Source organism: Algoriphagus machipongonensis (assembly GCF_000166275.1).
In the GTDB taxonomy this organism is placed as follows: Bacteria; Bacteroidota; Bacteroidia; order Cytophagales; family Cyclobacteriaceae; genus Algoriphagus; species Algoriphagus machipongonensis.
Genome location: NZ_CM001023.1, coordinates 2,473,316 through 2,496,137, shown reverse-complemented (window position 1 = coordinate 2,496,137; position 22,822 = coordinate 2,473,316). Strand labels below are relative to the sequence as shown.

At 37.7% G+C, this 22,822-nt stretch carries 21 protein-coding genes; 11 read left to right on the top strand and 10 right to left on the bottom strand.

What is annotated here, in order from left to right:
• Window positions 1-152: 152 nt before the first annotated feature.
• Entirely contained in the window at window positions 153-1,652 is a 1,500-nt protein-coding gene (locus tag ALPR1_RS10540; RefSeq protein ID WP_153231879.1) for a peptide MFS transporter, read from the bottom strand.
• Window positions 1,653-1,995: 343 nt separating this feature from the next.
• Here ALPR1_RS10540 and pckA point away from each other — a divergent pair, with 343 nt between their 5' ends.
• The 3 genes from pckA (at window position 1,996) to ALPR1_RS10525 (ending at window position 4,866) form a co-directional block, all read left to right on the top strand.
• A complete protein-coding gene (pckA, locus tag ALPR1_RS10535; protein ID WP_040303520.1) occupies window positions 1,996-3,597 on the top strand; it encodes a phosphoenolpyruvate carboxykinase (ATP) in 1,602 nt (533 codons plus the stop codon).
• Between the two features lie 123 nt (window positions 3,598-3,720).
• A complete protein-coding gene (locus ALPR1_RS10530; protein ID WP_008200555.1) occupies window positions 3,721-4,155 on the top strand; it encodes a peptidylprolyl isomerase in 435 nt (144 codons plus the stop codon).
• Window positions 4,156-4,257: 102 nt separating this feature from the next.
• Complete coding sequence (locus tag ALPR1_RS10525) at window positions 4,258-4,866, top strand: hypothetical protein (RefSeq protein ID WP_008200553.1); 609 nt, start codon at window positions 4,258-4,260, stop codon at window positions 4,864-4,866.
• A 2-nt stretch (window positions 4,867-4,868) separates the two neighbouring features.
• On the opposite strand, the gene ALPR1_RS10520 is transcribed toward ALPR1_RS10525, so the two are convergent.
• The 4 genes from ALPR1_RS10520 to ALPR1_RS10505 all read right to left on the bottom strand — a co-directional run bounded on the left by ALPR1_RS10520 (window position 4,869) and on the right by ALPR1_RS10505 (window position 10,705).
• Window positions 4,869-5,573 (bottom strand): TrmH family RNA methyltransferase, encoded by a 705-nt coding sequence (locus tag ALPR1_RS10520; RefSeq protein ID WP_008200551.1) that lies wholly within the window; start codon window positions 5,571-5,573, stop codon window positions 4,869-4,871.
• Between the two features lie 10 nt (window positions 5,574-5,583).
• Window positions 5,584-8,202, bottom strand: a complete 2,619-nt coding sequence (locus ALPR1_RS10515; protein ID WP_008200549.1) for a DNA gyrase/topoisomerase IV subunit A — start codon at window positions 8,200-8,202, stop codon at window positions 5,584-5,586.
• A gap of 90 nt (window positions 8,203-8,292) precedes the next feature.
• Window positions 8,293-10,188, bottom strand: coding sequence for a DNA topoisomerase IV subunit B (locus ALPR1_RS10510; RefSeq protein ID WP_008200547.1), 1,896 nt, complete (start codon window positions 10,186-10,188; stop codon window positions 8,293-8,295).
• Window positions 10,189-10,210: 22 nt separating this feature from the next.
• Window positions 10,211-10,705, bottom strand: coding sequence for a hypothetical protein (locus ALPR1_RS10505; RefSeq protein ID WP_008200544.1), 495 nt, complete (start codon window positions 10,703-10,705; stop codon window positions 10,211-10,213).
• 116 nt (window positions 10,706-10,821) lie between these two features.
• Here ALPR1_RS10505 and ALPR1_RS10500 point away from each other — a divergent pair, with 116 nt between their 5' ends.
• Both ALPR1_RS10500 and ALPR1_RS10495 read left to right on the top strand, forming a co-directional pair.
• Window positions 10,822-12,054, top strand: coding sequence for a sterol desaturase family protein (locus ALPR1_RS10500; protein ID WP_008200542.1), 1,233 nt, complete (start codon window positions 10,822-10,824; stop codon window positions 12,052-12,054).
• 3 nt (window positions 12,055-12,057) lie between these two features.
• Entirely contained in the window at window positions 12,058-12,444 is a 387-nt protein-coding gene (locus tag ALPR1_RS10495; RefSeq protein ID WP_040302755.1) for a hypothetical protein, read from the top strand.
• Here the strand turns inward: ALPR1_RS10495 and ALPR1_RS10490 are convergent.
• Both ALPR1_RS10490 and ALPR1_RS10485 read right to left on the bottom strand, forming a co-directional pair.
• The gene (locus ALPR1_RS10490) at window positions 12,425-13,357 is read right to left on the bottom strand and encodes an ROK family protein (RefSeq protein WP_008200539.1); all 933 of its coding nucleotides are present in this window, start codon (window positions 13,355-13,357) and stop codon (window positions 12,425-12,427) included. The genes ALPR1_RS10495 and ALPR1_RS10490 overlap by 20 nt on opposite strands.
• A gap of 45 nt (window positions 13,358-13,402) precedes the next feature.
• On the bottom strand, window positions 13,403-13,897 hold the full coding sequence (locus tag ALPR1_RS10485) for a YkgJ family cysteine cluster protein (protein WP_008200537.1): 495 nt from the start codon (window positions 13,895-13,897) through the stop codon (window positions 13,403-13,405).
• Window positions 13,898-13,995: 98 nt separating this feature from the next.
• Between ALPR1_RS10485 and ALPR1_RS10480 the strand changes: the two genes are divergently transcribed.
• A complete protein-coding gene (locus tag ALPR1_RS10480) occupies window positions 13,996-14,355 on the top strand; it encodes an arsenate reductase family protein (RefSeq protein ID WP_008200535.1) in 360 nt (119 codons plus the stop codon).
• Here ALPR1_RS10480 and ALPR1_RS10475 read toward each other — a convergent pair.
• Window positions 14,348-15,184 carry a CvfB family protein gene (locus tag ALPR1_RS10475; protein WP_008200533.1) on the bottom strand — a complete coding sequence of 279 codons (837 nt, stop codon included), beginning with the start codon at window positions 15,182-15,184 and terminating at the stop codon, window positions 14,348-14,350. The genes ALPR1_RS10480 and ALPR1_RS10475 overlap by 8 nt on opposite strands.
• A gap of 158 nt (window positions 15,185-15,342) precedes the next feature.
• On the opposite strand from ALPR1_RS10475, the gene ALPR1_RS10470 reads away from it, so the two are divergent.
• Together ALPR1_RS10470 and ALPR1_RS10465 are read left to right on the top strand one after the other, a co-directional pair.
• On the top strand, window positions 15,343-16,236 hold the full coding sequence (locus ALPR1_RS10470; RefSeq protein WP_008200531.1) for a 3-hydroxyacyl-CoA dehydrogenase family protein: 894 nt from the start codon (window positions 15,343-15,345) through the stop codon (window positions 16,234-16,236).
• A gap of 12 nt (window positions 16,237-16,248) precedes the next feature.
• Complete coding sequence (locus tag ALPR1_RS10465; protein ID WP_008200529.1) at window positions 16,249-16,866, top strand: deoxynucleoside kinase; 618 nt, start codon at window positions 16,249-16,251, stop codon at window positions 16,864-16,866.
• A gap of 13 nt (window positions 16,867-16,879) precedes the next feature.
• Here ALPR1_RS10465 and ALPR1_RS10460 read toward each other — a convergent pair whose 3' ends face one another.
• Both ALPR1_RS10460 and ALPR1_RS10455 read right to left on the bottom strand, forming a co-directional pair.
• Window positions 16,880-17,524, bottom strand: a complete 645-nt coding sequence (locus ALPR1_RS10460; protein WP_008200526.1) for a DUF7255 family protein — start codon at window positions 17,522-17,524, stop codon at window positions 16,880-16,882.
• Window positions 17,525-17,527: 3 nt separating this feature from the next.
• A complete protein-coding gene (locus ALPR1_RS10455; protein ID WP_040303514.1) occupies window positions 17,528-17,986 on the bottom strand; it encodes a DUF2452 domain-containing protein in 459 nt (152 codons plus the stop codon).
• A gap of 390 nt (window positions 17,987-18,376) precedes the next feature.
• Here ALPR1_RS10455 and ALPR1_RS10445 point away from each other — a divergent pair, with 390 nt between their 5' ends.
• From ALPR1_RS10445 to ggt, 3 genes are read left to right on the top strand one after another with little or no spacing between them, the layout of a single operon-like run.
• Window positions 18,377-18,709: an Hpt domain-containing protein gene (locus ALPR1_RS10445; RefSeq protein ID WP_008200523.1), complete on the top strand. Its 333-nt coding sequence runs from the start codon at window positions 18,377-18,379 to the stop codon at window positions 18,707-18,709.
• Window positions 18,710-18,739: 30 nt separating this feature from the next.
• Window positions 18,740-21,106 (top strand): S9 family peptidase, encoded by a 2,367-nt coding sequence (locus ALPR1_RS10440; protein WP_008200522.1) that lies wholly within the window; start codon window positions 18,740-18,742, stop codon window positions 21,104-21,106.
• Entirely contained in the window at window positions 21,106-22,821 is a 1,716-nt protein-coding gene (gene ggt / locus ALPR1_RS10435) for a gamma-glutamyltransferase (RefSeq protein WP_008200521.1), read from the top strand. Before ALPR1_RS10440 ends, ggt begins: the two co-directional genes overlap by 1 nt.
• Window position 22,822: the final 1 nt, after the last annotated feature.

Genomic DNA, 22,822 nt, shown 5'->3' with positions numbered 1-22,822 from the left:
ATTAAAACACTTGGTCCATTTCATATCGAACACAAGATAGATTGCTAGCAAAACATACCTTGTAATAAAAGAAACAGCCTTCGATTATGGATTCTCATCATAAATCGAAGGCTGAATTTTTTGGTCTAATTCTCAGATAAACTGACTTTTCTTTAATGAACTTCTCCCATCATCTTTCTGATAACTGGCTTCAGTAAGAACAGTAAAACTGCCGAACCAACGACGGTGTAAACGATGAGCATATATTGATCAGGCATACTTGCCAATGCTTCATCAGTACCACCACTTGCTTCACCAGCAATTAATCCTGCAATCAGGTTACCCAGGGCAACTGAAAGGAACCAAATCCCCATCATTTGTCCACCGTATCCATTTGGAGCAAGCTTTGTAACAAGACTTAAGCCCACAGGAGACAAACTCAATTCTCCGAAGGTATGGAGCATATAAGTAAAGATTAACCATGTAGGAGCCGCTAAATCGCCTGAGGCAGCAATTTTAGCTGCGAAGTACATCACGAAAAAGCCTAATCCCAATAAAAGTAGACCAAAGGTGAATTTAAGAGGTGAGCTAGGCTCAAGATTTCTTCTTCCTAGCCATACCCAAAGTGCCCCAAAGAATGGTGCAAAAATGATAATGAATAAAGAGTTAATGGACTGGAAATAACTAGCTGGTATCTCCCAACCTAAAACTGTTCTATCGGTAAATCGCTCTCCAAACAAATTCAAAGTTGAACCTGCTTGTTCGAATCCAGACCAGAACATCGCAGAGAATAGAAAAAGAATGGCAATTACTCCTACTTTATTTTTATCTGATTTAGATAAACCTCCAAAAGCAATGACATAGCCAAGGTATCCAAAGGCAACTAATGCAATGACCGTTCCTGATGCACTTGCTATTGCCGATACATTTATTGGAACAACCCCCATAAACAAAACAGCAATTAATGCTACCAATCCAACAGAGATCCAGGTTACTGAGGTCTTTAACTTTTTCTGGCTTTCTATTTCGGAAGGTGTTTCCACTACAGGTGGTTCACCATAACCTTCGATATTTTTGGCAGTTAGTTTATATTGAAATAAGCCTAATAGCATTCCAAAACCCGCAAGTCCAAAACCTAAGTGCATATCATAGGTTGCCAAGGTACCGCAAGCAATCGGTGCAATAAAACCTCCAAGGTTAATTCCCATATAGAAAATAGAAAAACCAGCATCTCTTTTAGAACTTCCTTTTGGGTATAACTGCCCTACTATAGAGCTAATATTTGGCTTTAATAAACCGGTACCAATTACAATTAAAATCAAACCTAAAAAGAAGGTAGAGGTATCAATGGTGCTTAATTCTGTTTTAGGAGCATGGTTTCCTTCCAATAAAGCTATCACACCGGGAACTGCCATCATGAAGTGACCTAGGGTAATGATAATACCACCGTACCAAACTGACTTTTTCAAACCAAATAAACGATCTGCAAGCCAACCACCAGGTAGTGCCAACAAGTAAACGCCCATTGTATAAAGTCCATAAATTGCGCCGGATGTGGTGTCATCAAAACCTAAACCTCCATCCACAATTGTTTTTGTCATGAAAAGAATGAGCAAAGCTCTCATGCCATAATAGCTAAAGCGCTCCCACATTTCTGTAAAAAATAAGGTCATCAGACCCTTTGGATGACCAAATACTGTAGGGCCATCAAATTCCGGAGTAAGTTGTTTTTCCAATGAAATATATTTTTGGGTGTATATCTAGAATACAATGATAACCGATTTTGTCACTTTATTCCAATTTTAATCTTGTGAGCGGTTTGAAAAAACCATATTGAATGAAACTTCTATTAAAAATCATTTAACTGAAAAACAGATTTTTATTACTTATAAAATTTTATTCTGTTTTTACTATGCAACCGATTGTATCGGCAAAAAACAGCGTTTTTTATGATTTTTATTAATCCAATTTATGTACTTTTGGGAAGATTTATTTCAGAATATAAACCCAATCTTTATGTTGAATTCCCTTCTGGAAAACCCAAAATTGAAGGATCCACCACTGGAATTTAAAACAACAGGTAAAGTTTACTATAACTTACCTCCAGCTGCTCTGGTAGAGCATTCATTGAAAAGAAATGAAGGTTATTTGACTTCCACAGGTGCGTTAATGGCTGATACTGGAAAATTTACAGGAAGATCGCCTAAGGACCGGTTCATCGTCAAAGATGAAAAAACAAAAGATACTGTTTGGTGGGGAGATATCAATATCCCTTTTGACTCCAATCAATTCGATCTTTTAGAGAAAAAAATGTTAGTCTTCCTGCAAGACAAGGACTTGTTTATCAGAGATGCTTATGCAGGAGCCGATAAAAATCATCGGCTAAAAATCAGAATCTTTAACAGCTTGGCTTGGCACAATCTGTTTTGTTATAACATGTTTTTAAGACCTGATGAGCAAGAATTAAATGACTTTGAGCCTGATTTCAAAATCATTTGCATTCCTGAGTTTCAGGCAAACCCAGCAACAGATGGTACCAGCAACGCAAATTTCGCTATTCTAAACCTGAGTAAAAGAACCATTCTCATTGGTGGAACAGCCTATGCTGGAGAAATGAAAAAAGGAATTTTCTCTGTTCTTAACTATCTATTGCCAGAGGAAAAAAACATTCTTTCAATGCATTGTTCGGCCAACATCGGAAAGAATGGTGATACAGCAATTTTCTTTGGTTTATCGGGGACAGGTAAAACCACTTTATCAGCAGATCCAAATAGGAGCTTGATTGGTGATGATGAACATGCTTGGACAGATCAAGGGGTATTCAATTTTGAAGGTGGATGCTATGCCAAAGTGGTAGACTTAAAAGAAGAGAAAGAGCCTGAGATTTGGAACGCCATAAAATTTGGCTCTATCGTGGAAAACACACGGTTTAAGAAGGACAGCCGCGAGGTAGATTTTGCTAATAAATCAGTAACAGAAAACACCAGAACAGCCTATCCAATCCATTTTATTCCAAATGCAATCGTCCCTTCTATCGGAGGAATTCCCAAAAACATTTTCTTCCTAACAGCAGATGCATTTGGGGTCATCCCTCCTATTTCTAAACTGAATAAAAGCCAGGCGATGTATCACTTTATATCAGGCTACACTGCGAAAGTTGCCGGAACAGAAATTGGTATTACTGAACCTAAACTGACTTTTTCCGCCTGTTTTGGGGCAGCTTTTCTTCCCTTACATCCGACAAAATACGCGACTCTGTTTGGCGAAAAAATGGAGGAAAACGATGTCAACGTATGGTTAATTAATACAGGATGGACAGGAGGACCTTATGGCGTAGGTTCTAGAATGAAACTTGCCTATACCAGAGCAACAATTACAGCTGCATTAGAGGGAAAGCTAGACCAATGTGAATATAAAGAGCATCCAAAGTTTGGGTTTCAAGTCCCCCAATCCTGTGATGGAGTGCCTAGTAAAGTCTTAAACCCAAGAGATACTTGGGATGATCCTGAAGCCTATGATCATCAAAATCAGAAACTTGCAGAGGCATTTACCAAGAATTTTGAAAAATTCAAAGCTGGTTCCTCTAAGGATATACTAAAAGGTGCTCCCAAAGTATAATGTAGTAAAAGGAAGTAAATGCTTACTTCCTTTTATTTTTTCATGATATTATTCAATTAAAGCACTAATTTTGGACTTTAATTTTTATTGATACCAAATCTGATACCTCCGAATTAACAAGAAATGAGAACAGCAGAGATTATAACTGAAAAAGGAACAATGAAGGTGGAGTTTTATGATAATGATGCTCCTATCGCAGTTCAAAACTTTATAGATCTATCAAATAAGGGTTTTTATGATGGACTTACTTTCCACCGTGTGATTCCTAATTTTGTGATCCAAGGTGGATGTCCAAAAGGAACCGGAGCTGGTGGCCCAGGATATACAATTAAGTGTGAATTGGATGGTGACAACCAATATCATGACAGAGGAGTGCTTTCAATGGCACATGCTGGTAGAAATACTGGGGGATCCCAATTTTTCATCTGCCACAGCAGAGATAACACCTCACATTTAGATAGAAATCACACTTGCTTTGGAAAGGTGGTCGAAGGCTTAGAGGTAATTGACGATATTCGAGCTGGAGATAAGATAGAAAAGATAGTAGTTAGTGAATAACAATTGAAGCCCTCCCTTTCGGAGGGCTTTTTTTATCACTTTTGAACGGCTTTTGAAATTGGAATAGTTATTGGACAATGGGCATTTGTTAAAATGTCTCGTATGTTCAAAAAACTATACTTTTTACTTCTTTTACTAACTACGCTTAGCATTCAAAGCTCTTTTGCTCAGCACTATGGCAATGCTGTTGGAATTCGATTAGGCAGCAATAAACTAGGCAGGCAGGTTGGCATTAGCTTCCAGCAAAGAGTCCTTAAGAAAACAAGTGTTGAAGCCATACTTCAAACAGATTTTAATAATAACTCCAGTTTTAGTGTTCTCCTGGAAAAGCATAGACCTATCATCTCCAAAAGGTTCAATTATTACCTTGGAGGCGGATTGGCCTATGGGAATGAAGAAAGTTTTGTGAAGAATGAAGCAAGCAAAGAGATCATTCATACTTATGGAAATTCCACTTTTGGAGTAGAAGGAATTGCAGGGATCGAGTTTACAATTGCAAGCACAGTTCTATCTCTTGATTACAAACCCAATTTTAATATTACGGGTAGAGAGGAGTTTATGAGAGGTCAAGTCGGGTTTTCTGTAAGGACAGTCTTAGTGAAAAGAAGTCAGCAAAAGAAAAAACAAAGGCAGAGAAAGAGAGCTAAAAAAAGGGCTAACAAAGAGCCCTTGGATGATAAGCTGAAATCATTATTCAATAAGAATAACTAAAATCACTCTTTTCCATCACGATATTTCTTCTCATGAATATCTGAGTTTTTCACAATTGACCTATACCAGGTTAATCGAAGCTCTTGCTTCTCAACTTCCGTCAAATTGTAATCCGGAATCACATAATCACTTGCCTTTTGAACCAGGTTCTGTAAAAAAAGTGAAGCAGCTACAGAAATATTAAAACTTTCAGTAAATCCTCTCATAGGGATATGTACCAAGCCATCGGCTGCATTTTTCACTTCATTGCTAATCCCTTCGTGTTCATTGCCAAATACCAAGGCAATTTTTTCATTTGGGTCTAAATCCTGAATAGGCCTAGTTTGAGGATCAGGACTTGTCCCATAAATCTTAAAACCATTGCTTTTTAAGCTTGAAAAGCAATTTATCACCGCGTTTTCAGGTTCTTCCGGCTGAAAATATTTATGTAAAGTAAGCCATTGAGAAGCTCCCCTTGTTACAAAAGGATTGACTTTGTACTCTCTGGTTTTTTCAATGATATGAACATCCTGAATCCCAAAACAATCGCAAGTACGAAGTACCGCACTTGCGTTATGAGGTTTATAGATATTTTCCAGGACAACAGTAAAATGACGGGTTCTTTGGGCTAAGACTTTCTCCATCACCTGCATCTTATGCGCTGTGATATACTGAGCCAAATAATCAATTAATCCTTGGTCAATATGGTCTAAACCCTCTTTATTCATTTAGCTTGAATTAAAACAAGCCTAATTGTTCCTCATCATCCTCGTCTTTTTTCACAGAAAGGTCAATAGTTTTTCCTACTTCAACCCCATCATCTTCACCTTCTTCTTGAGTTTTGGTTTCACACTTTGACTCCTTGGATTCGATCAATTGAAGCTCTTTTATAGGATGCGTACTTAATTTGTTACCCATGGCTTTCCATCCCTTAACATCAATCAGCATATCCAAATCGTACTCCATCTCCTCTTCTTCCTTATCTTTCCCCTTAATCAAAGTTGCTGAGACCTGCGGTTGTTTCTCAGTAGAAACAAGTTTCAAATAAGACTGCTTATGATCTGTGATAAACAGGAATTTCTTATTCATTGATGTTGTCTCTATCTGGAATCGCTTGATATAATAAGCCTTGCTACTACCATCGTAATAAATCGCCGAAATAACTTTATCTGAATTAAATTTCTCAATCAATAAAACATCTGCAGGATCATATCGATTTGTTAATTCAAAGCTTGTCAACTCGTATTCCCCACTTTTGTAACAAACCAAGACCTGATCATCTCCTAAGAAATTACCTATCAATCTGCCTCTTTCTTCTGTATTCAGTCTACCAACGATGTCATCATAGTAAATATCCAAGCCACCCAAAGTGGAAACACCTTCCATTTTAAGCTGAATTTTCCTGATTGGGTATTTGGTGAGAATGTTTCCTCCTGCCCCTCTTCCTTTGATATCTATGGTAGCAAAATCAAAATCAAAAACTTTGACTCTGGCTTTTGCTCCCTGAGTGAGGTAAACGGTGACTATCTCAGCTTCACCATTAGAGTTTGCGGTTAAGTAAAGAGTTTTAGAGCCTTTGGATCCTTTGGTAAGGTTATATTCTTTATCTCGAGTAACAGCTAACACCTGAAATCTCTTGACCATCGCTCTTCCAGTACCTCCATCCAAGTAAATAAGGTTATAAACCATTCGTTCATCACCCTTTCTAAAAACCGCCACATGCAAGATATCCTTGCCCATGAAGTTTTTCTCCTGAATCTTGGAAACCATACAGATACCATCTTTCCTGATGACAATGATATCATCTAAGTCAGAACAATCGCATACAAACTCATCCTTCTTTAATGAAGTTCCAACAAATCCATCTTTACGATTAACGTATAATTTGGCATTATTAGCCGCTACGACAGAAGCTTGAATGGTGTCAAATGCACGAATCTCAGTTTTTCTTTCCTTTCCTTTGCCATATTTCGTCAATAATGACTCGTAATATTTTATCGCATAATCGGTCAAGTGTCTCAGGTTGTAGTTGACTTCTTTCAACTCATCCTGAAGCCTTTTCATTAACTCATCAGCTTTAAAGGAGTCAAACTTCGAGATCCTCTTGATCCTAATCTCTGTCAACTTCACCAAATCTTCCTCAACGATTTCTCTATAAAAATCAGGTTTATAAGGATCCAAACCTTTATCAATCGCCTCTAATACCTCCTGCCAGGTGGTACATTCTTCTATATCTCGGTAAATCCTGTTCTCAATGAAAATCTTCTCCAGAGAAGAAAAGAGTAACTTCTCCATCAACTCTGCCTTTCGGATTTCCAACTCTTTCTTTAAAAGCGCCCTGGTCTGCTTGGTGTTGTAAGTAAGAATGTCGTTGACATCCAGAAATACTGGTTTCTCATCTATAATAACACAGGCATTGGGAGAAATAGATACTTCACAATCAGTGAAAGCATAAAGTGCATCTATCGTCACATCAGGAGAAATTCCGGGTGCTAGATGAACTGCAATCTCAACATCCTTGGCAGTATTATCTACAACTTTTTTGATCTTTATTTTGCCTTTATCATTGGCTTTCAAGATCGAATCTATCAAAGAATCGGTGGTTGTACCAAACGGTATCTCTTTGATTAATATAGTTTTACTATCCTCTTCCTCAATCTTTGCTCTAACCTTAACCTTACCTCCCCTTTGTCCTCCATTGTATTCAGAAAAATCAGCAAGGCCTCCAGTTAAGAAATCAGGTAAGACATTGGTTTTATTTCCTTTTAAGATCTCTATTGATCCTTCAATTAATTCGCAGAAATTATGAGGAAGAATTTTCGTTGATAGACCTACCGCGATTCCTTCCACGCCTTGGGCAAGAAGTAAAGGGAATTTTACTGGAAGGGTAATCGGCTCTCTTTTTCTCCCATCATAGGATAGTTGCCATTCCGTGGTTTGAGGGTTAAAGACAACCTCCAAGGCAAACTTGGAAAGTCTAGCTTCAATATATCTTGCTGCTGCTGCTCTATCTCCAGTTCGGATATCACCCCAGTTTCCTTGGGTTTCTATTAGTAAATCTTTCTGACCTAAATTGACAATCGCATCTCCAATAGAAGCATCACCATGAGGGTGATATTGCATGGATTGACCAATGATATTTGCCACCTTATTGAAACGTCCATCGTCCATTTCCTTCATGGCATGCATGATCCTTCTTTGAACAGGTTTCAGGCCATCTTCAATCGCAGGCACAGCACGCTCTAGAATTACATAGGAAGCATAATCCAGAAACCAATCCTTATACATTCCCGATACCGGCACAGTATCATGTAAATTATCGTCTCCGTTTTTTGGCAAATCGTTTTCTTCACTCATGAATCAATTCCAATTATATTTCTTTAGGTGTCCTCCATCAGGACCTCATCAATTTTTCTATAAACTTCTAAAGTTTGGCTTTAGAAAGACTTAGGCAGCCTCCTCGTCATTTTCTTCCTTGGCTTTGGTCTCATCAAGGGCTAGATCCTTCTCAATCTTCAAGTTCTTAATAATAAATTGCTGACGATTAGGTGTGTTTTTACCCATGTAAAACCCTAATAGATCTGCAATTTTGGTTTCCTTGTTTAGAATGATGGGTTCCAGACGAATGTCCTCTCCAATAAAATTACCAAATTCCTCAGGCGAGATTTCTCCCAATCCTTTAAATCGGGTTATTTCTGGTTTGGAACCTAATTTATGGATCGCTCTTTGGCGCTCTTCATCAGAGTAGCAATAGATTGTTTCTTTCTTATTCCTAACCCTGAATAATGGTGTGTCCAAAATGAATAAGTGACCATTCTTTACCAAGTCTGGAAAAAACTGCAAAAAGTAGGTCATGATCAATAACCTAATGTGCATTCCATCCACATCGGCATCAGTGGCAATGACAATCTTTCTATACCTCAGATTTTCTATGCCATCTTCAATGTTTAAAGCATGCTGAAGTAGGTTAAACTCTTCGTTTTCATAGACCACCTTCTTGGTCATGGAATAACAATTCAATGGCTTTCCTCTTAAGGAGAATACAGCTTGTGTCTGAACATCACGTGATTTGGTAATAGAGCCTGAGGCAGAATCACCTTCCGTTATAAACAGCATCGTGTTGTTCTTCTTATCCTCATCTGCTTTGGCATCATCATAATGTACTCGGCAGTCCCTCAACTTCTTGTTATGAAGATTAGCTTTTTTTGCCCGCTCATTGGCAAGCTTTTTAATGCCAGATATCTCTTTTCTTTCCCGCTCTGATTGAAGAATTCTTTTCAATAAAGCATCAGCAACCGCAGGATTTTTATGTAGGTAATTGTCAAGTTCTACTTTGATAAAATCATTTACAAAAGTTCGTAAAGTCGGTCCATCTGGGCCTACGGAATGCGATCCCAATTTGGTCTTTGTCTGAGATTCAAACACGGGTTCCTGAACTCGAACTGCAATCGAAGCAACTACTGACTGTCTGATATCAGAAGCATCATAATCCTTTTTGAAAAACTCTCGAACAGTCTTTACAATAGACTCCCTAAAAGCCGAAAGGTGAGTTCCACCTTGGGTAGTATACTGACCATTGACAAATGAGTAATACTCTTCCCCATATTGATTGGAGTGAGTTATCGCTACCTCAATATCATTTCCTTTTAAGTGAATAATAGGATAGCGAGCTGATTCTTCATCTACTTTATTGGATAAAAGATCGTAAAGTCCTTTATCTGAAAAGTATTTCTTGCCGTTAAAATTAATCGTTAATCCCGCATTTAGATAGGCATAATTCCAAATTTGATTTTCGAGATAATCTGGAATAAAATGATAGTTTTTGAAAATACTTGCATCGGGGGAGAAAACGACTTTCGTTCCGTTTCTATCAGAGGATTTGGTAACAGGCGGATCATTGGTTAGTACACCTTTTTCAAACTCTGCCACTTTCGTTTGGCCATCTCTATAAGCCTGAACTTTAAAGAAATCAGATAAGGCATTAACTGCTTTAGTACCGACTCCATTCAAACCTACAGACTTTTGAAAGGCTCCGGAATCGTATTTACCTCCGGTATTTATTTTGGAAACACAGTCGATTACTTTCCCTAAAGGAATTCCACGACCATAATCCCGAATTTCTACTTTGTGTTCTGAAATTTTTACTTCAATCGTTCGTCCATATCCCATCATGTGTTCATCGATGGAATTATCAAGAACTTCTTTTACCAAGACATATATCCCATCATCTTGAGCACTTCCATCTCCCAACTTTCCGATATACATCCCCGGTCTTAAACGGATATGTTCTCTCCAATCGAGTGATCTGATACTGTCTTCTGTATATTGTACTGGATTCGCCATAATTTAATGTTGATGAAACCTATCAGGACTTTTTTTGAACTTGTTTGAACTTCCCTACCATGATTGCAAATAATGCAATGATCCAAATCACAAACAGGGTTGGTATGATATAGAAAAGGAAGTCGTAAACATGAGGATTTTTCTCATCCATGTTATTCAAGGCATGAGTATAAAACACCAATAATGCCAAACTGGAATTCATGATTCCCCCAAAGGAATAAAACCAAGCTAAGTAATAGTCTCTGAATTTATCTCCCACTGGAAATATTCGTACCAAACCCCGATGATTTTTGGTTTCCAAAAGCTTGGGAGGCAATAACACCACCGCATTGACAAATACGAAAATGGCAATCATACCATAGAAGAAAGCCCCCCTACTCATTTCATCAAACAATTGACCCGAGTCATTTCTACTTAAACTTATCTGCTCAGGAAGTGCAGAATAGAAATACAATAAGAAGAAAACAAAAAAGAGGATACTTAGGAAATAAAAGGCCTTGCCAAACCGATAGTACATATTATTGAATGTAATTGATGGTGCTAATATAAAGGATTTGAACAAACCAAAGAGTCCAATTTCATGTTCCTTTTATAATTATATTTGATGCTAATAGTGAAAATAAGCCCAAATAAATGAACCTCAGTCCAGTAGTTATTGCCATCCCGATTTATTTCATCTTGATGGCAATAGAAATGATTGCCTTAAGATTTCAAAAACATCCAGGATATCGCCTGAATGATGCGATCACTAATATCAATTGTGGAGTGATCTCTCAAGTTTCTGGTGTGTTTATTAAAGTCCTTTCCATCGGAATTTACACTTTGATTTACGAAAACCTCTCATTTTTTAATATCCCTTCCAACTTTTGGACATTTTGTGTCTTATTTTTCCTTTATGACTTCTGTTATTATTGGGCACATCGCATGAGTCATGAAATAAACCTCTTTTGGGGCGGTCATGTGGTACATCATTCTAGCGAAGAATATAACCTTTCGGTAGCATTACGTCAGAGCAGCACACAAACCTTCTGGACCTTTTTCTTCTATTTCCCGCTTGCTATTTTAGGGTTTGACCCTGTCCTTTTGGTTCTGGTTTCAGGAATCAATTTACTTTATCAATTCTGGATACATACCGAGGTGATTGGTAAGATGGGATTTTTTGAAAAGTTCATGAATACTCCCTCCCATCACCGTGTACATCACGGAAGAAATCCAAAATACATCGATAAAAACCATGGTGGAACATTCATCATTTTCGATAAGTGGTTTGGGACATTTCAAGAAGAGGAAGAAACACCTACTTATGGCATAACCACACCTGTTAATAGCTGGAATCCTATTTGGGTGAATCTAGCTCATTATGTTACGATGAAGGAAGAGCTAAAGCAAATTCACGGGTTTTCTGACAAAATAAAATATCTCTTTAACAAGCCTGGCTGGCTTCCTTCTTACCTTGGCGGGTACAGAGCTCCTAAGGAAATCGACGCATCTTATCAGAAGTTTGACACAGTAGTTCCTTCTTCCATCAACTGGTACATATTTCTTCAGTATGGTTTATTATTGATTCTGACAGGCTTTTTCTTGTTCCAAATCAATTCCTTTGATTGGTTAGCGAAAGTTGGTGTCAGCTTACTGATCGCATGGACCACCGTGAGCTTTTCTGGAATTTTCGAAAAAAGATCCTGGTATTTTCCTCAGGAATTCTTGAGAGTTATCTTGTTTTCTTTGGTTGTTTTTTTCCTTTTTGAATCAATTATTCCTCAACTAATCCTGATTTCTAGCCTAGGAGTTTATACTTTTGTATCCTTTCTATGGCTATGGAAAAACCATAAGCTTACTTCTAAAATATCCTCGGCTTCCTTATAATTCATGCAAAAGTTCCTGAAATTCATTTCCCCATTTATGTTAATGGCAGCCATTTCCTGTGGCGGTAAACTTGATGCAGGAAATATCAATTTGGAAAACTGGAAATCTGACCGTAATGGCTGTAAAGGCCTGAGAATTCAGGATAAAGCTGAACTTGAAAAAATTAAAAACAACTTCTTGGGAGCTTACAATCAGTCAATTATTAAGACCTTTGGAAGGCCTGATCGCGTGGAATTAGTAGATAAAAGCCAAAGCTTCTATTTCTATTTTTTGGAACCCAGTGAAAATTGTGATGGGGTAAAACCAGAAAAAGAACCCTTGAGAGTTCTTTTTCGGTTAAATGCTGTAAGTAAAATATCTGAGGTAACGATTACAAACCTGAACCCATAAAACAAAGTGCTGCAGCCCCAAGGGTACCGGCATTGTTTTCAAGGGTAGCTTTTTTCAGTTTTAAGTCTTTCACATAATAGTGAGTTAAATATTGTCTGATGGTGTGATCCAAAGCAGGCATCATAAATTCCAAACCTGCTGAAATTCCACCTCCAAAATAAACTTCAGTGACATCCAATATTCTGATGGTAGAAACAATGGATTCACCCAGAATCGTACCCACTTCTTTAAAAACCATTAAGGAAACTTCATTTCCGGCCTTGGCTGTATCCACCAATAAGTGTGTTCCTAATTCTTTATTAACCAAATCGCCAGCTTTTTCGGGATAAGCTGCGATCATTCGCTCCATAATATTTAAAATTCCGGCTCTACCGACTAATGTTTCTAGCCTGGCATTTCCATTAGATAGCATATGCCCCATTTCCATGGCATTCCCCCTGGAACCTTTAAATACTTCTCCATCTAGAACCAATGCGCTACCGATACCGGTCCCCATCGTTACGAATAGGAAGTTTTCACTTGGATTATCTTTTCCATAATAAAATTCTCCTATACCAGCTGCCGCAGCATCATTTTCTAGAAAAAATTCATAATCAGGATAAGCTTCTTCCAATCCACCTTTTAAGTTAAATCCGTTCAAGCCAGGTATAGCAGGGATTTCTAGGGTGGTAGTTCTGTCTTTAGATATCAAACCCGGTAGCCCGATACCCACTTTTTTTACTTGTTTATATTTTTCCAGATACTTACCAATGCCTTTTATAAAGCAAGGTCCGAATCCGGCGGGATCATCACGAAATGGGGTGGTATCTTCTTTTTGAAAATCTACGATAGTACCCTCACGGTCTACTAATCCAATTTTTAAATGGGTTCCTCCCACGTCCACTCCTAAAAAGTGTGTATCCTGATCTTCCATGTTTATTGTTATAGGTTTGTGATTCAAAAAAGCAAAAGAAATAATTTACTTCCTATAATCTTTGCCAATCTCCAAGAAAATTTTGAAAACTGCAGGACAAACAAGGGTATTTTTTAAACTTAATGCTAAAATACCGTGCATGTTTTTACGATTGGTATGTGGATATTCCCGACATGCCTTGGGTCTAGCATCGTAGACTAAACATTTATTATCGTCATTTAAAAATGGGCAAGGTGAAGAATTAAGGACGTAATCTCCATCTTCATCTCTGTGTAAATATTCATCTATAAACTGACTGTTTTTCATTCTAAAAACTTTTGCCAGTCGGTCTATATCAGTCTGGATAAATATCGGGCTAGTGGTTTTACAACAATTAGCACAATCCAAGCAATCCACTTCTTCAAAAACCTGATCGTGTTGCTCTTCAAACTTCCTGTCCAATTCTTTTGGCTTGACTTTACGAAAGCGTTCTTTCAGTTTTTTATTTGCTGAATACTCAGATTTACTCTCTTTGTAAAATGTATCAAGGTCAATTTTCACTACAACTAATCTTTATAGTTTCATTTATCTTTTCCGCTCAAAAAATATTATAATTCATAGATATTCAGTATATTATAATAAACAAAACCCAAATAACTATGAAAACTCACCCTTCTGAACTGTACTTCTATCACAGTCCTGGACAGCCGATAGACAAGCAGACTTTGGCTTATGCACATTCATTGTCAAAGTTCATTAACCAAATTGATGTGGTAAAAGAAAAGATTACGACCACTCAATGGAACAGTCTACTCATGAAATTAAATCTTCGAGCAAAGGATCTTTTAAACCGGGCTCACCCAGATTACCAAATGCATATAGCCGGAAAAAACTGGGATGAAGAAAGTTGGTTAAACATTCTCGTTAAATACCCTCATTTGATAAAATCTCCAATAGCAATATGGAGAAACAAGGCCATCTTATGCAGGACTCCCAGTGATATTCTAAAATTTAATTAGAAGCATTGATGGAAATTCCATTTTCCATAATCTTGATTTTCCCAGCCTTATACAGTTGACCTATACATTGCTTGAAATGCTTTTTACTCATCCCCAGCTCATTTTTTATTTCATCAGGAGCTGATTTGTCATGAAGAGGCAAGAAACTTTTCTCCTCTAGAATCGACATTATCAAGTCAGCTCCTTCTTCGTACTTCATTCTTCCCGGAGGTAGAAGTTGTAAATCCACTTTACCATCATCTCTCCTCTTTTTAACAAAGAATTTTCTTAATTCTCCAACTTCAATTGGTTGAAACACTTCATTATTGAAAACCAACCCCTCATACTTATCCTCAATCAAAACTTTATAACCAAGGTCGGTATGGTCGAATACTAAACCAGATACTTCGGTTCCTAGTACATAATCTTCAGGTGCTTCTGTGATAAAATCCCGGTACTTATTGACTCCAATCAACCGATTGGTCTGAAAATCCACACATACCTTAACCAGATATTTTTCTCCAGCCACCATATTTTGTCCCATTTCTGATTTTGGAACCAACAGGTCTTTGGGCAATCCCCAATCCATAAATACCCCAAATGGAGCAACTTCCTTGGCTTCGAGAACAGCAAACTCATCCAATAATGCCTTGGGGCTTTCTGTTACAGCTACGGGTCTATCTTCACTATCTGTATATACAAAAACAGCGATTTCCTCACCTTCTTTTTCATCCCCTAGTAAATATCCTTGAGGAAGCAATACTTCTTCTCCTGAGCTAAGGGCCAAATAGGCTCCAAAGTCAGTAAATCGATTGATGGGGAGGCTGCTGATTACACCGAGTTCTTTCATACCCCAAAGGTAGACAATAATCTTTTCTGGTAAGGAATGAAATTTTGACAATGAACGTCAAGAATGGTTTTCTTAAATTGGATTTAGAATCCTTAGCACCTAGTTTTGAAAAAGTACTTCAAAAACGAAAGTCTAAAAACCCAAATAGATAACACGGAATGAAAAAAATAGCAGTAATAGGATCTGGAACAATGGGGAATGGAATCGCCCATGTTTTTGCACAACATGGTCACTCAGTTCATCTGATTGACTTAAAAGCAGAATTTCTTGAGAAAGCATTGCAAACCATCACCAAAAATCTTGATCGACAGGTAAGCAAAGAGTTGATTTCTGAAGATGCTAAACAAGAAGCTATTCAACGAATTACAACAACAACAGATCTCACCGAAGGTGTGAAGGATGCAGATCTAGTGGTGGAAGCTGCGACAGAAAACATGAACATCAAACTGGATCTATTCAGACAGCTAGATGAGATTTGCCCTGCTAAAACTATTTTAGCGACCAACACTTCCTCAATTTCAATTACCAAAATTGCTGCTGTTACCAATCGTGCATCCCAAGTAATTGGAATGCATTTCATGAATCCTGTTCCAGTTATGAAATTGGTAGAAGTCATTCGTGGATATGCTACCTCCGATGAGGTCACCAATGAAATCATGGACTTGGCTTCCAATCTCAGCAAAGAGCCTGTAGAAGTAAATGATTACCCAGGTTTTGTGGCTAATAGAATTCTCATGCCAATGATCAATGAGGCTATTTATAGCTTATTTGAAGGAGTCGCTGGAGTACAAGAAATTGATACAGTCATGAAGCTAGGTATGGCGCACCCTATGGGACCATTACAACTTGCGGATTTTATTGGTTTGGATGTTTGTTTATCCATTTTAAAAGTACTCCATGATGGCTTTGGCAATCCTAAGTATGCACCTTGTCCCTTATTAGTTAATATGGTTGAGGCAGGTTTTAAAGGAGTAAAAACTGGCGAAGGATTTTATAAGTACACCAAAGGGAGTAAAGAGTTGGTCGTTTCTCATCGCTTTTTGAAGAAGTAATATTTACACCTTATGCATGTAGCTGTAGCAGGAAATATTGGTAGTGGAAAAACTACTTTAACTGAGAAACTTGCCAATCATTATGGCTGGAAAGCTGAATTTGAGTCGGTTGACAACAATCCATATTTGGAAGATTTCTACCAAGATATGAAGAGATGGGCCTTCCACTTACAGGTGTATTTCTTGAACTCTCGTTTTAATCAATTAAAAAAAATTCAAGAGAATAACTATGACTTTATACAAGATCGAACGATCTATGAAGATGCCTACATCTTTGCCGCTAACCTCTATAAAAGTGGTTATTTAAATGATCGGGATTATGCAAATTATTGCAGCTTATTCGATAGCATGATCAATCATGTAAAAGCTCCAGACCTGTTAATCTATCTACAAGCCGATATTCCAAAACTTGTAGGTCAGATAGAAAAACGCGGTAGAAAATATGAAACCACGATGCGGATTGATTACCTCAAAAACTTAAATCAGCATTATGAGGAATGGATAGCTAATTATCAAGAGGGTAAGTTATTGATCATTAATGTCAATGATTTAGACTTCGTGGAGAGACCTACAGATTTATCTTTGGTGATAGAAAAAGTCAACCGTGAGATTTACGGTCTCTTTTCCTAATCCAAAACGCTAATTATTCTATTTTCCTTAAAAACCAATTGAGCAGCATTTTTCGCTGCTCTTCTTTTGGGTTTACCAATAAATGGTCAAGCCTTTTCAAAGAACCGCCAGTCATTAAAGTTTCATAAGGATTCAAACGAATCAGCTTATAGCCATGAATACGAGTTTGTAAATCAATCTGAGCATCGTTATAAGCCATTAATTTCCAACCAGCGGATCCATTGGATGAAAAATCTCCTGGGTCAGAAGATTCTCCAAAACAATGCTTTGCAATGGGTGGCCCATTCCAAACCCTTTCTTGAAGTCCCGCTTTTAAACAGTCCTTTTCATAGGTTCTGCACAGCCTTCTGTGAGATTCAAGAAATGGAAATTCCATCTCACGGTACAAGTCTGATCTAAAGGTATTTAACCTATACCTATGAAAGTGAAGTTCATCATCATAAAGGAAAACATTCCGATTGATTTTAAAATCAAATTTGAGTTTATGTAAGATTGGGAATTCACCCATACCACCCAAATCATCATATATTTCTTGAAACCACTCCTCTCCTTTTTTATCCAAAAATTTAGAATTGATAGGAAGCTCAAAATTTCTTTCAAACTCAACTTCCCCTTCTTTTAATATTATATCGAGTTGTCGAGTAATTAAATTATCCATTGGTTATTCCTTTTCCCTAATGACTTCCCAAGTATGGTCCGCCAACAATTTGACTTCTGCTAGAAAATGTGCAAAATCTTTTTTACGCCCCCATTCTTCAGGAGCAATCATGCTTAGAAAGTCACTTCCGTCATTTTTTTGATAAAGAAAATAGTGGTGGTTAATCAGTGGTTCAAATGAAATATTGGCTTCATAAATCCTTTCTGAATATTCTACTCTAGCCTGAATCATTTTTGCTTGATCTGCTAAAAGCTTCATCTGCTCGTAAATCTGGGACATTTGCATATCCGTTTGACTTTGCATGGCTGCAACTGCTCTTCCAGTTGATTTTCCTTTATCTTCAGGTTTTATGACGGCACTTCCGGAATGATGGGCATAAGGAAGCGTACCGGGATTTTCAGTAGTGCTTTTTTTTAATTCCTCCAGATCTATTTTGTCAATATCTATTTTCTTTCCCTTCATATTATAAGGAATCGGTTTGATTAGAAATTCGTTCTTTGAGGTTTCCTTTTGATCCAGGAAATGTAGTCCTGGATGATATATCATACCCAATCCACATCATGATTAACATAAAAATCAAAAACAGGATTAAGAAAATTTTCTTATTGCGTTGCATCTATTCAGGTTGCATTTTCTTCAAGGCAAAATTAAGGATTCCATTTGAAGAACCATTAAAAGTGGAAACAGTTCACATTGATTTCGGTTCAGCTTAAAATCTGACCATTCAACCAAAAATAATTCAATAATAAGTAAATCACTCACTGGTAAATTATACAAATAGAAAAATGTTTTTAATTTTAGCATCAAGGTACCAACCAATCAATTTTTTATATCTACTCTTTAGACACAAATATGTATCAACTTATCAGTGAACAATCGATTTATCAATACTTTGGTGATGATGACCCGGAGATGATTCAAGAAATGATTCAAATCATTCTTGACACCAATATTAAAGACCTAAAAGAGTTAGATGAATTTTACCATAAAGGGGATTTTGTGACCATTAAAAAAAGGTGTCATAAAGCTAAACCCAGTATGAGTTATATTGGAGCCATAAAAACAAGGAAGTTACTGGAAGAAATTGAAGCTAATTTGGAAAATTCCCATGATCAAAACCAAGTCCTACAAGAACACCTGGATACGATCATAGCCGAACTCGACACTTTCGTAAGTTCTTTATAACAGAATCTAAACCATTTACCAGTTTGAACTATGCAGCGAAAACTCTTTTTACTGCCACTCCTATTTATTGTCCTTACTGAACTCTCTGCCCAGAGCAGCCTTTCGGTAGAGTATATCATGCGAGATCCCAAGTGGATGGGCACTTTCCCTTCCTCTGCCCGTTGGAATGATTCAGGGACCCAGATTCTTTTTAGATACAATGCTGAAAATGATCCTGCTGATTCTCTTTATAAAATTGACCTTGCAAACACCTCAGAAATAAAAAAAGTACACTGGCCGGAGGAGAAATCACTTCGTAAAAGCTCCAGTACTTTTAATGGTTCAAAAACGCTTAGGTTATACTTAGATGATCAAAAAATCATCTTGGAGGATCTTAAAAAAGGAACCGAAAAAGTCATCCTGACATGGTTTCAAAATCTTAACAATCCTAGCTTTTTAGCAGATGAAAACCTGATCTCTTTTACCTCTCAAGGAAACATTTTTGTCTTAAACCGGACTTCAGGTGAAGTCAAACAGGTCACCAACATTTCATCAGGTAATGACCGTTCCAAAAAGAAGGAAGATGGAGAAGAGAAATTAGGCTTTTTGGAACAAGACAACTTAGATCTTTTGCAGGTAGTCAATGAAAGAAAAGAGACAGCAAAAGAAAGAAAAGCCTACCGTGAGTCTATTCAGGAAAATGACGATAAATTCACTTTCTATACCGAAGGTAAAAACCCTATCAACCTTTCACTTTCTCCCGATGGGAAATACGCTACCTTCCTATATTTTGATAGACCATCAAATAATAAATCAACCATAGTACCTGATTATGTAGATGCCTCAGGTTATACTACAAACCTAAATACCAGACCGAAAGTCGGTACCGAACCAACAAAATCAGAAGTTGGTATTTATGATTTAAGCAGGGACACTGTTTATTTTGTAAGCACTTCCGAACTTCCTGGAATCAAGGATCTCCCTGATTATGTAAAAGATTATCCGGAAAAAACCTGGGAAGAAAAAGAGCGGGATGTGATTTTATCTCAACCCTATTTTTCACCAAATGGAGAAAAAGCGATCATCAATATCAGGTCAGCAGACAATAAAGACCGTTGGATTGCAGAGATCGATTTGACGACTGGAACTTTGAAAACTTTGGATAGGCAAAGGGATGAAGCTTGGATAGCAGGTCCAGGTATTGGTTGGTCATTTTCAGGCGGAACAATGGGATGGCTTCCAGACAACAAGCACATCTATTTCCAATCTGAGGAATCAGGATATTCACATTTGTACCTACTTGATGTCACCACTGGAGAGAAGAAAGCTTTGACTTCTGGAAACTACGAAGTATTTGATCCTTTCTTATCTAACGATAATAAGTCTTGGTATCTGACAAGCTCTGAAGTAGGCCCAGGTGAAAGGCACTTCTATAAAATGCCTGTGATGGGAGGCAAAAAGATCAAACTTACTTCGATGACAGGTAAGAATGATGTGACTTTATCACCTGATGAGAAAAATTTAGCCATCATTTACTCCTATAGCAACCAACCTGAAGAACTTTATCTTCAGGAAAATAAAGAAGGGGCAACTCCGCAAAAACTTACTGATGGACAATCAGAAGAGTTTAAAGCCTATAATTGGAGAGATCCGGAACTTATCCAGTTCACAGCGGAAGATGGTGCAAGTGTACCTGCTCGACTCTATAAACCAGAAGCATCCAAAAACAACGGCGCTGCAGTCATTTTTGTGCATGGTGCTGGTTATTTACAAAATGTTCACAAATGGTGGAGCAGCTATTTTAGAGAATACATGTTCCATAACCTTTTGACAGACTTAGGTTATACCGTTTTGGATATTGACTATCGTGGAAGTGCAGGTTATGGTAGAGATTGGAGAACTGGTATCTATAGACATATGGGAGGAAAAGACCTTTCTGACCAAGTGGATGGAGCCAAATACCTAATTAATACACATGGAGTAGACTCAGAAAAAATTGGAATTTATGGGGGTAGCTATGGTGGTTTCATCACTTTGATGGCACTCTTTAATGCTTCTGATGTCTTTACTTCAGGCGCAGCTTTAAGGTCAGTTACCGATTGGGCACATTATAACCATGGTTACACTGCAAATATTCTAAATACTCCTGAGGAAGATCCTATAGCTTATAGAAGATCAGGCCCTATTTATTTTGCGGAAGGGCTCAAGGGAAACCTATTGATGGCGCATGGTATGGTCGATGTCAATGTGCATTTCCAGGATGTCGTAAGACTTTCACAGCGCCTGATAGAATTAGGTAAAGACAATTGGGAAATGGCTATTTATCCGGTAGAGGATCATGGTTTTGTAGAACCAAGTTCTTGGACGGATGAATACAAACGAATCCTCAAACTATTCAATACCACATTAATTGATTAATGAAAAACATTTCTAGATTTTCGATAGGGTTGCTCATTTTTGCAACCCTATCTTTTTCATTCTACTCCTGTCAAAAAAATCCAGAATTAAAACCTAAAGTCAAGGGGACAATCGCCACCAAAGCAATGGTGGTTTCTGCTCGGGAAGAAGCTTCGAAAATAGGTATAGACATTATTAAAAAAGGAGGCAATGCATTTGATGCCATGATGGCAACAGAAATGGCACTAGCCGTAATTTATCCTTTTGCAGGAAATCTTGGAGGAGGTGGATTTATGGTTTACCGTTTGGCTGATGGGTCTATTGGTTCTTTGGATTATAGAGAAAAAGCCCCCATGGCAGCTTTCACTGATATGTATCTCGATGAGGAAGGCAATGTAATTCCTGGACTCAGTACTAGAGGAGCCTTAGCTTCTGGGGTTCCGGGAACAATCGCTGGTATTTTTGAAGCCCAGGGAAAATTTGGAAATTTAACTCCAAAGGAAATCCTCCAGCCAGTTATAGACCTAGCCACTAACGGGTATTTAGTTACTCCAAAACAAGCAGAAAGGCTAGAAAGACTAAGGGATACTTTTATTGAAGTCAACGGACCTGAAACATTTTTTGCTAAGGAGTTTGCGACTGGTGATACATTAAAAATTCCAGTTTTAGCGAACACACTTAAAATGATTGCAGAAGATGGAAGAGATGCCTTTTATAAAGGAGAAATAGCAAAAATCCTATCAAAGGCAAATCAGGAAAAAGGAGGAATTATTACCACAGAGGATCTGGCTTCCTATGAACCTGTTTGGAGAACCCCTATTGTTTTTGATTACAAGGATCTAAAAGTAATATCCATGGCACCTCCGAGTTCAGGTGGGGTTACATTAGCTCAGATTTTTGAAATGATTTCACCTTTTGATCTTAATAAATTTGGCCACCATAGTCCTGAATACATTCAAGTTTTAGTGGAAGCCGAAAGACGTGCCTACGCTGATAGGAATTACTTTTTAGGTGATCCTGATTTTACAGATATTCCAATTTCTGAGTTAATATCAGAAGATTATTTACGCTCAAGAATGGAATCTTTCAACATAGAGAAAGCCACAAAGTCTTCTGATATTTCTGAAGGAGAAATCTTGTTTTCAGAAAGTATGGAAACTACCCATTATTCCATTGTAGATAATGAGGGAAATGCAGTTTCTGTCACCACCACCTTGAATGGAGCCTACGGATCTAAAGTTTATATCGATGAACTAGGCTTTTTCATGAATAATGAGATGGATGATTTTAGCTCCAAAACTGGAGTACCCAATATGTTTGGGCTGATTGGTGCAGATGCCAATAAAATCCAGCCCGGGAAAAGAATGCTCAGCAGTATGACCCCTACAATTGTCGAAAAAGAAGGGAAGTTATGGATGGTTGTTGGGACACCCGGAGGTTCAACGATCATTACCTCTGTATTGCAAACCATTCTTAATGTTTATGAATTTGATATGGGAATGCAAGAAGCAGTAGAAGCTCCAAGGTTTCATCATCAATGGCTACCAGATGTAGTCAGCTTTGAACCAGACTCTTTTGATACAACTTTAATCAATTCATTGAAAAGTAAAGGCTATCTAATCCTCGAAAATAACAATCCTATCATTGGAAAAGTAGATGCTATTTTAGTCCAACCTGACGGTAAACTAGAAGGCGGGGCTGATCCAAGAGGAGATGATAAAGCAATTGGATTTTAAT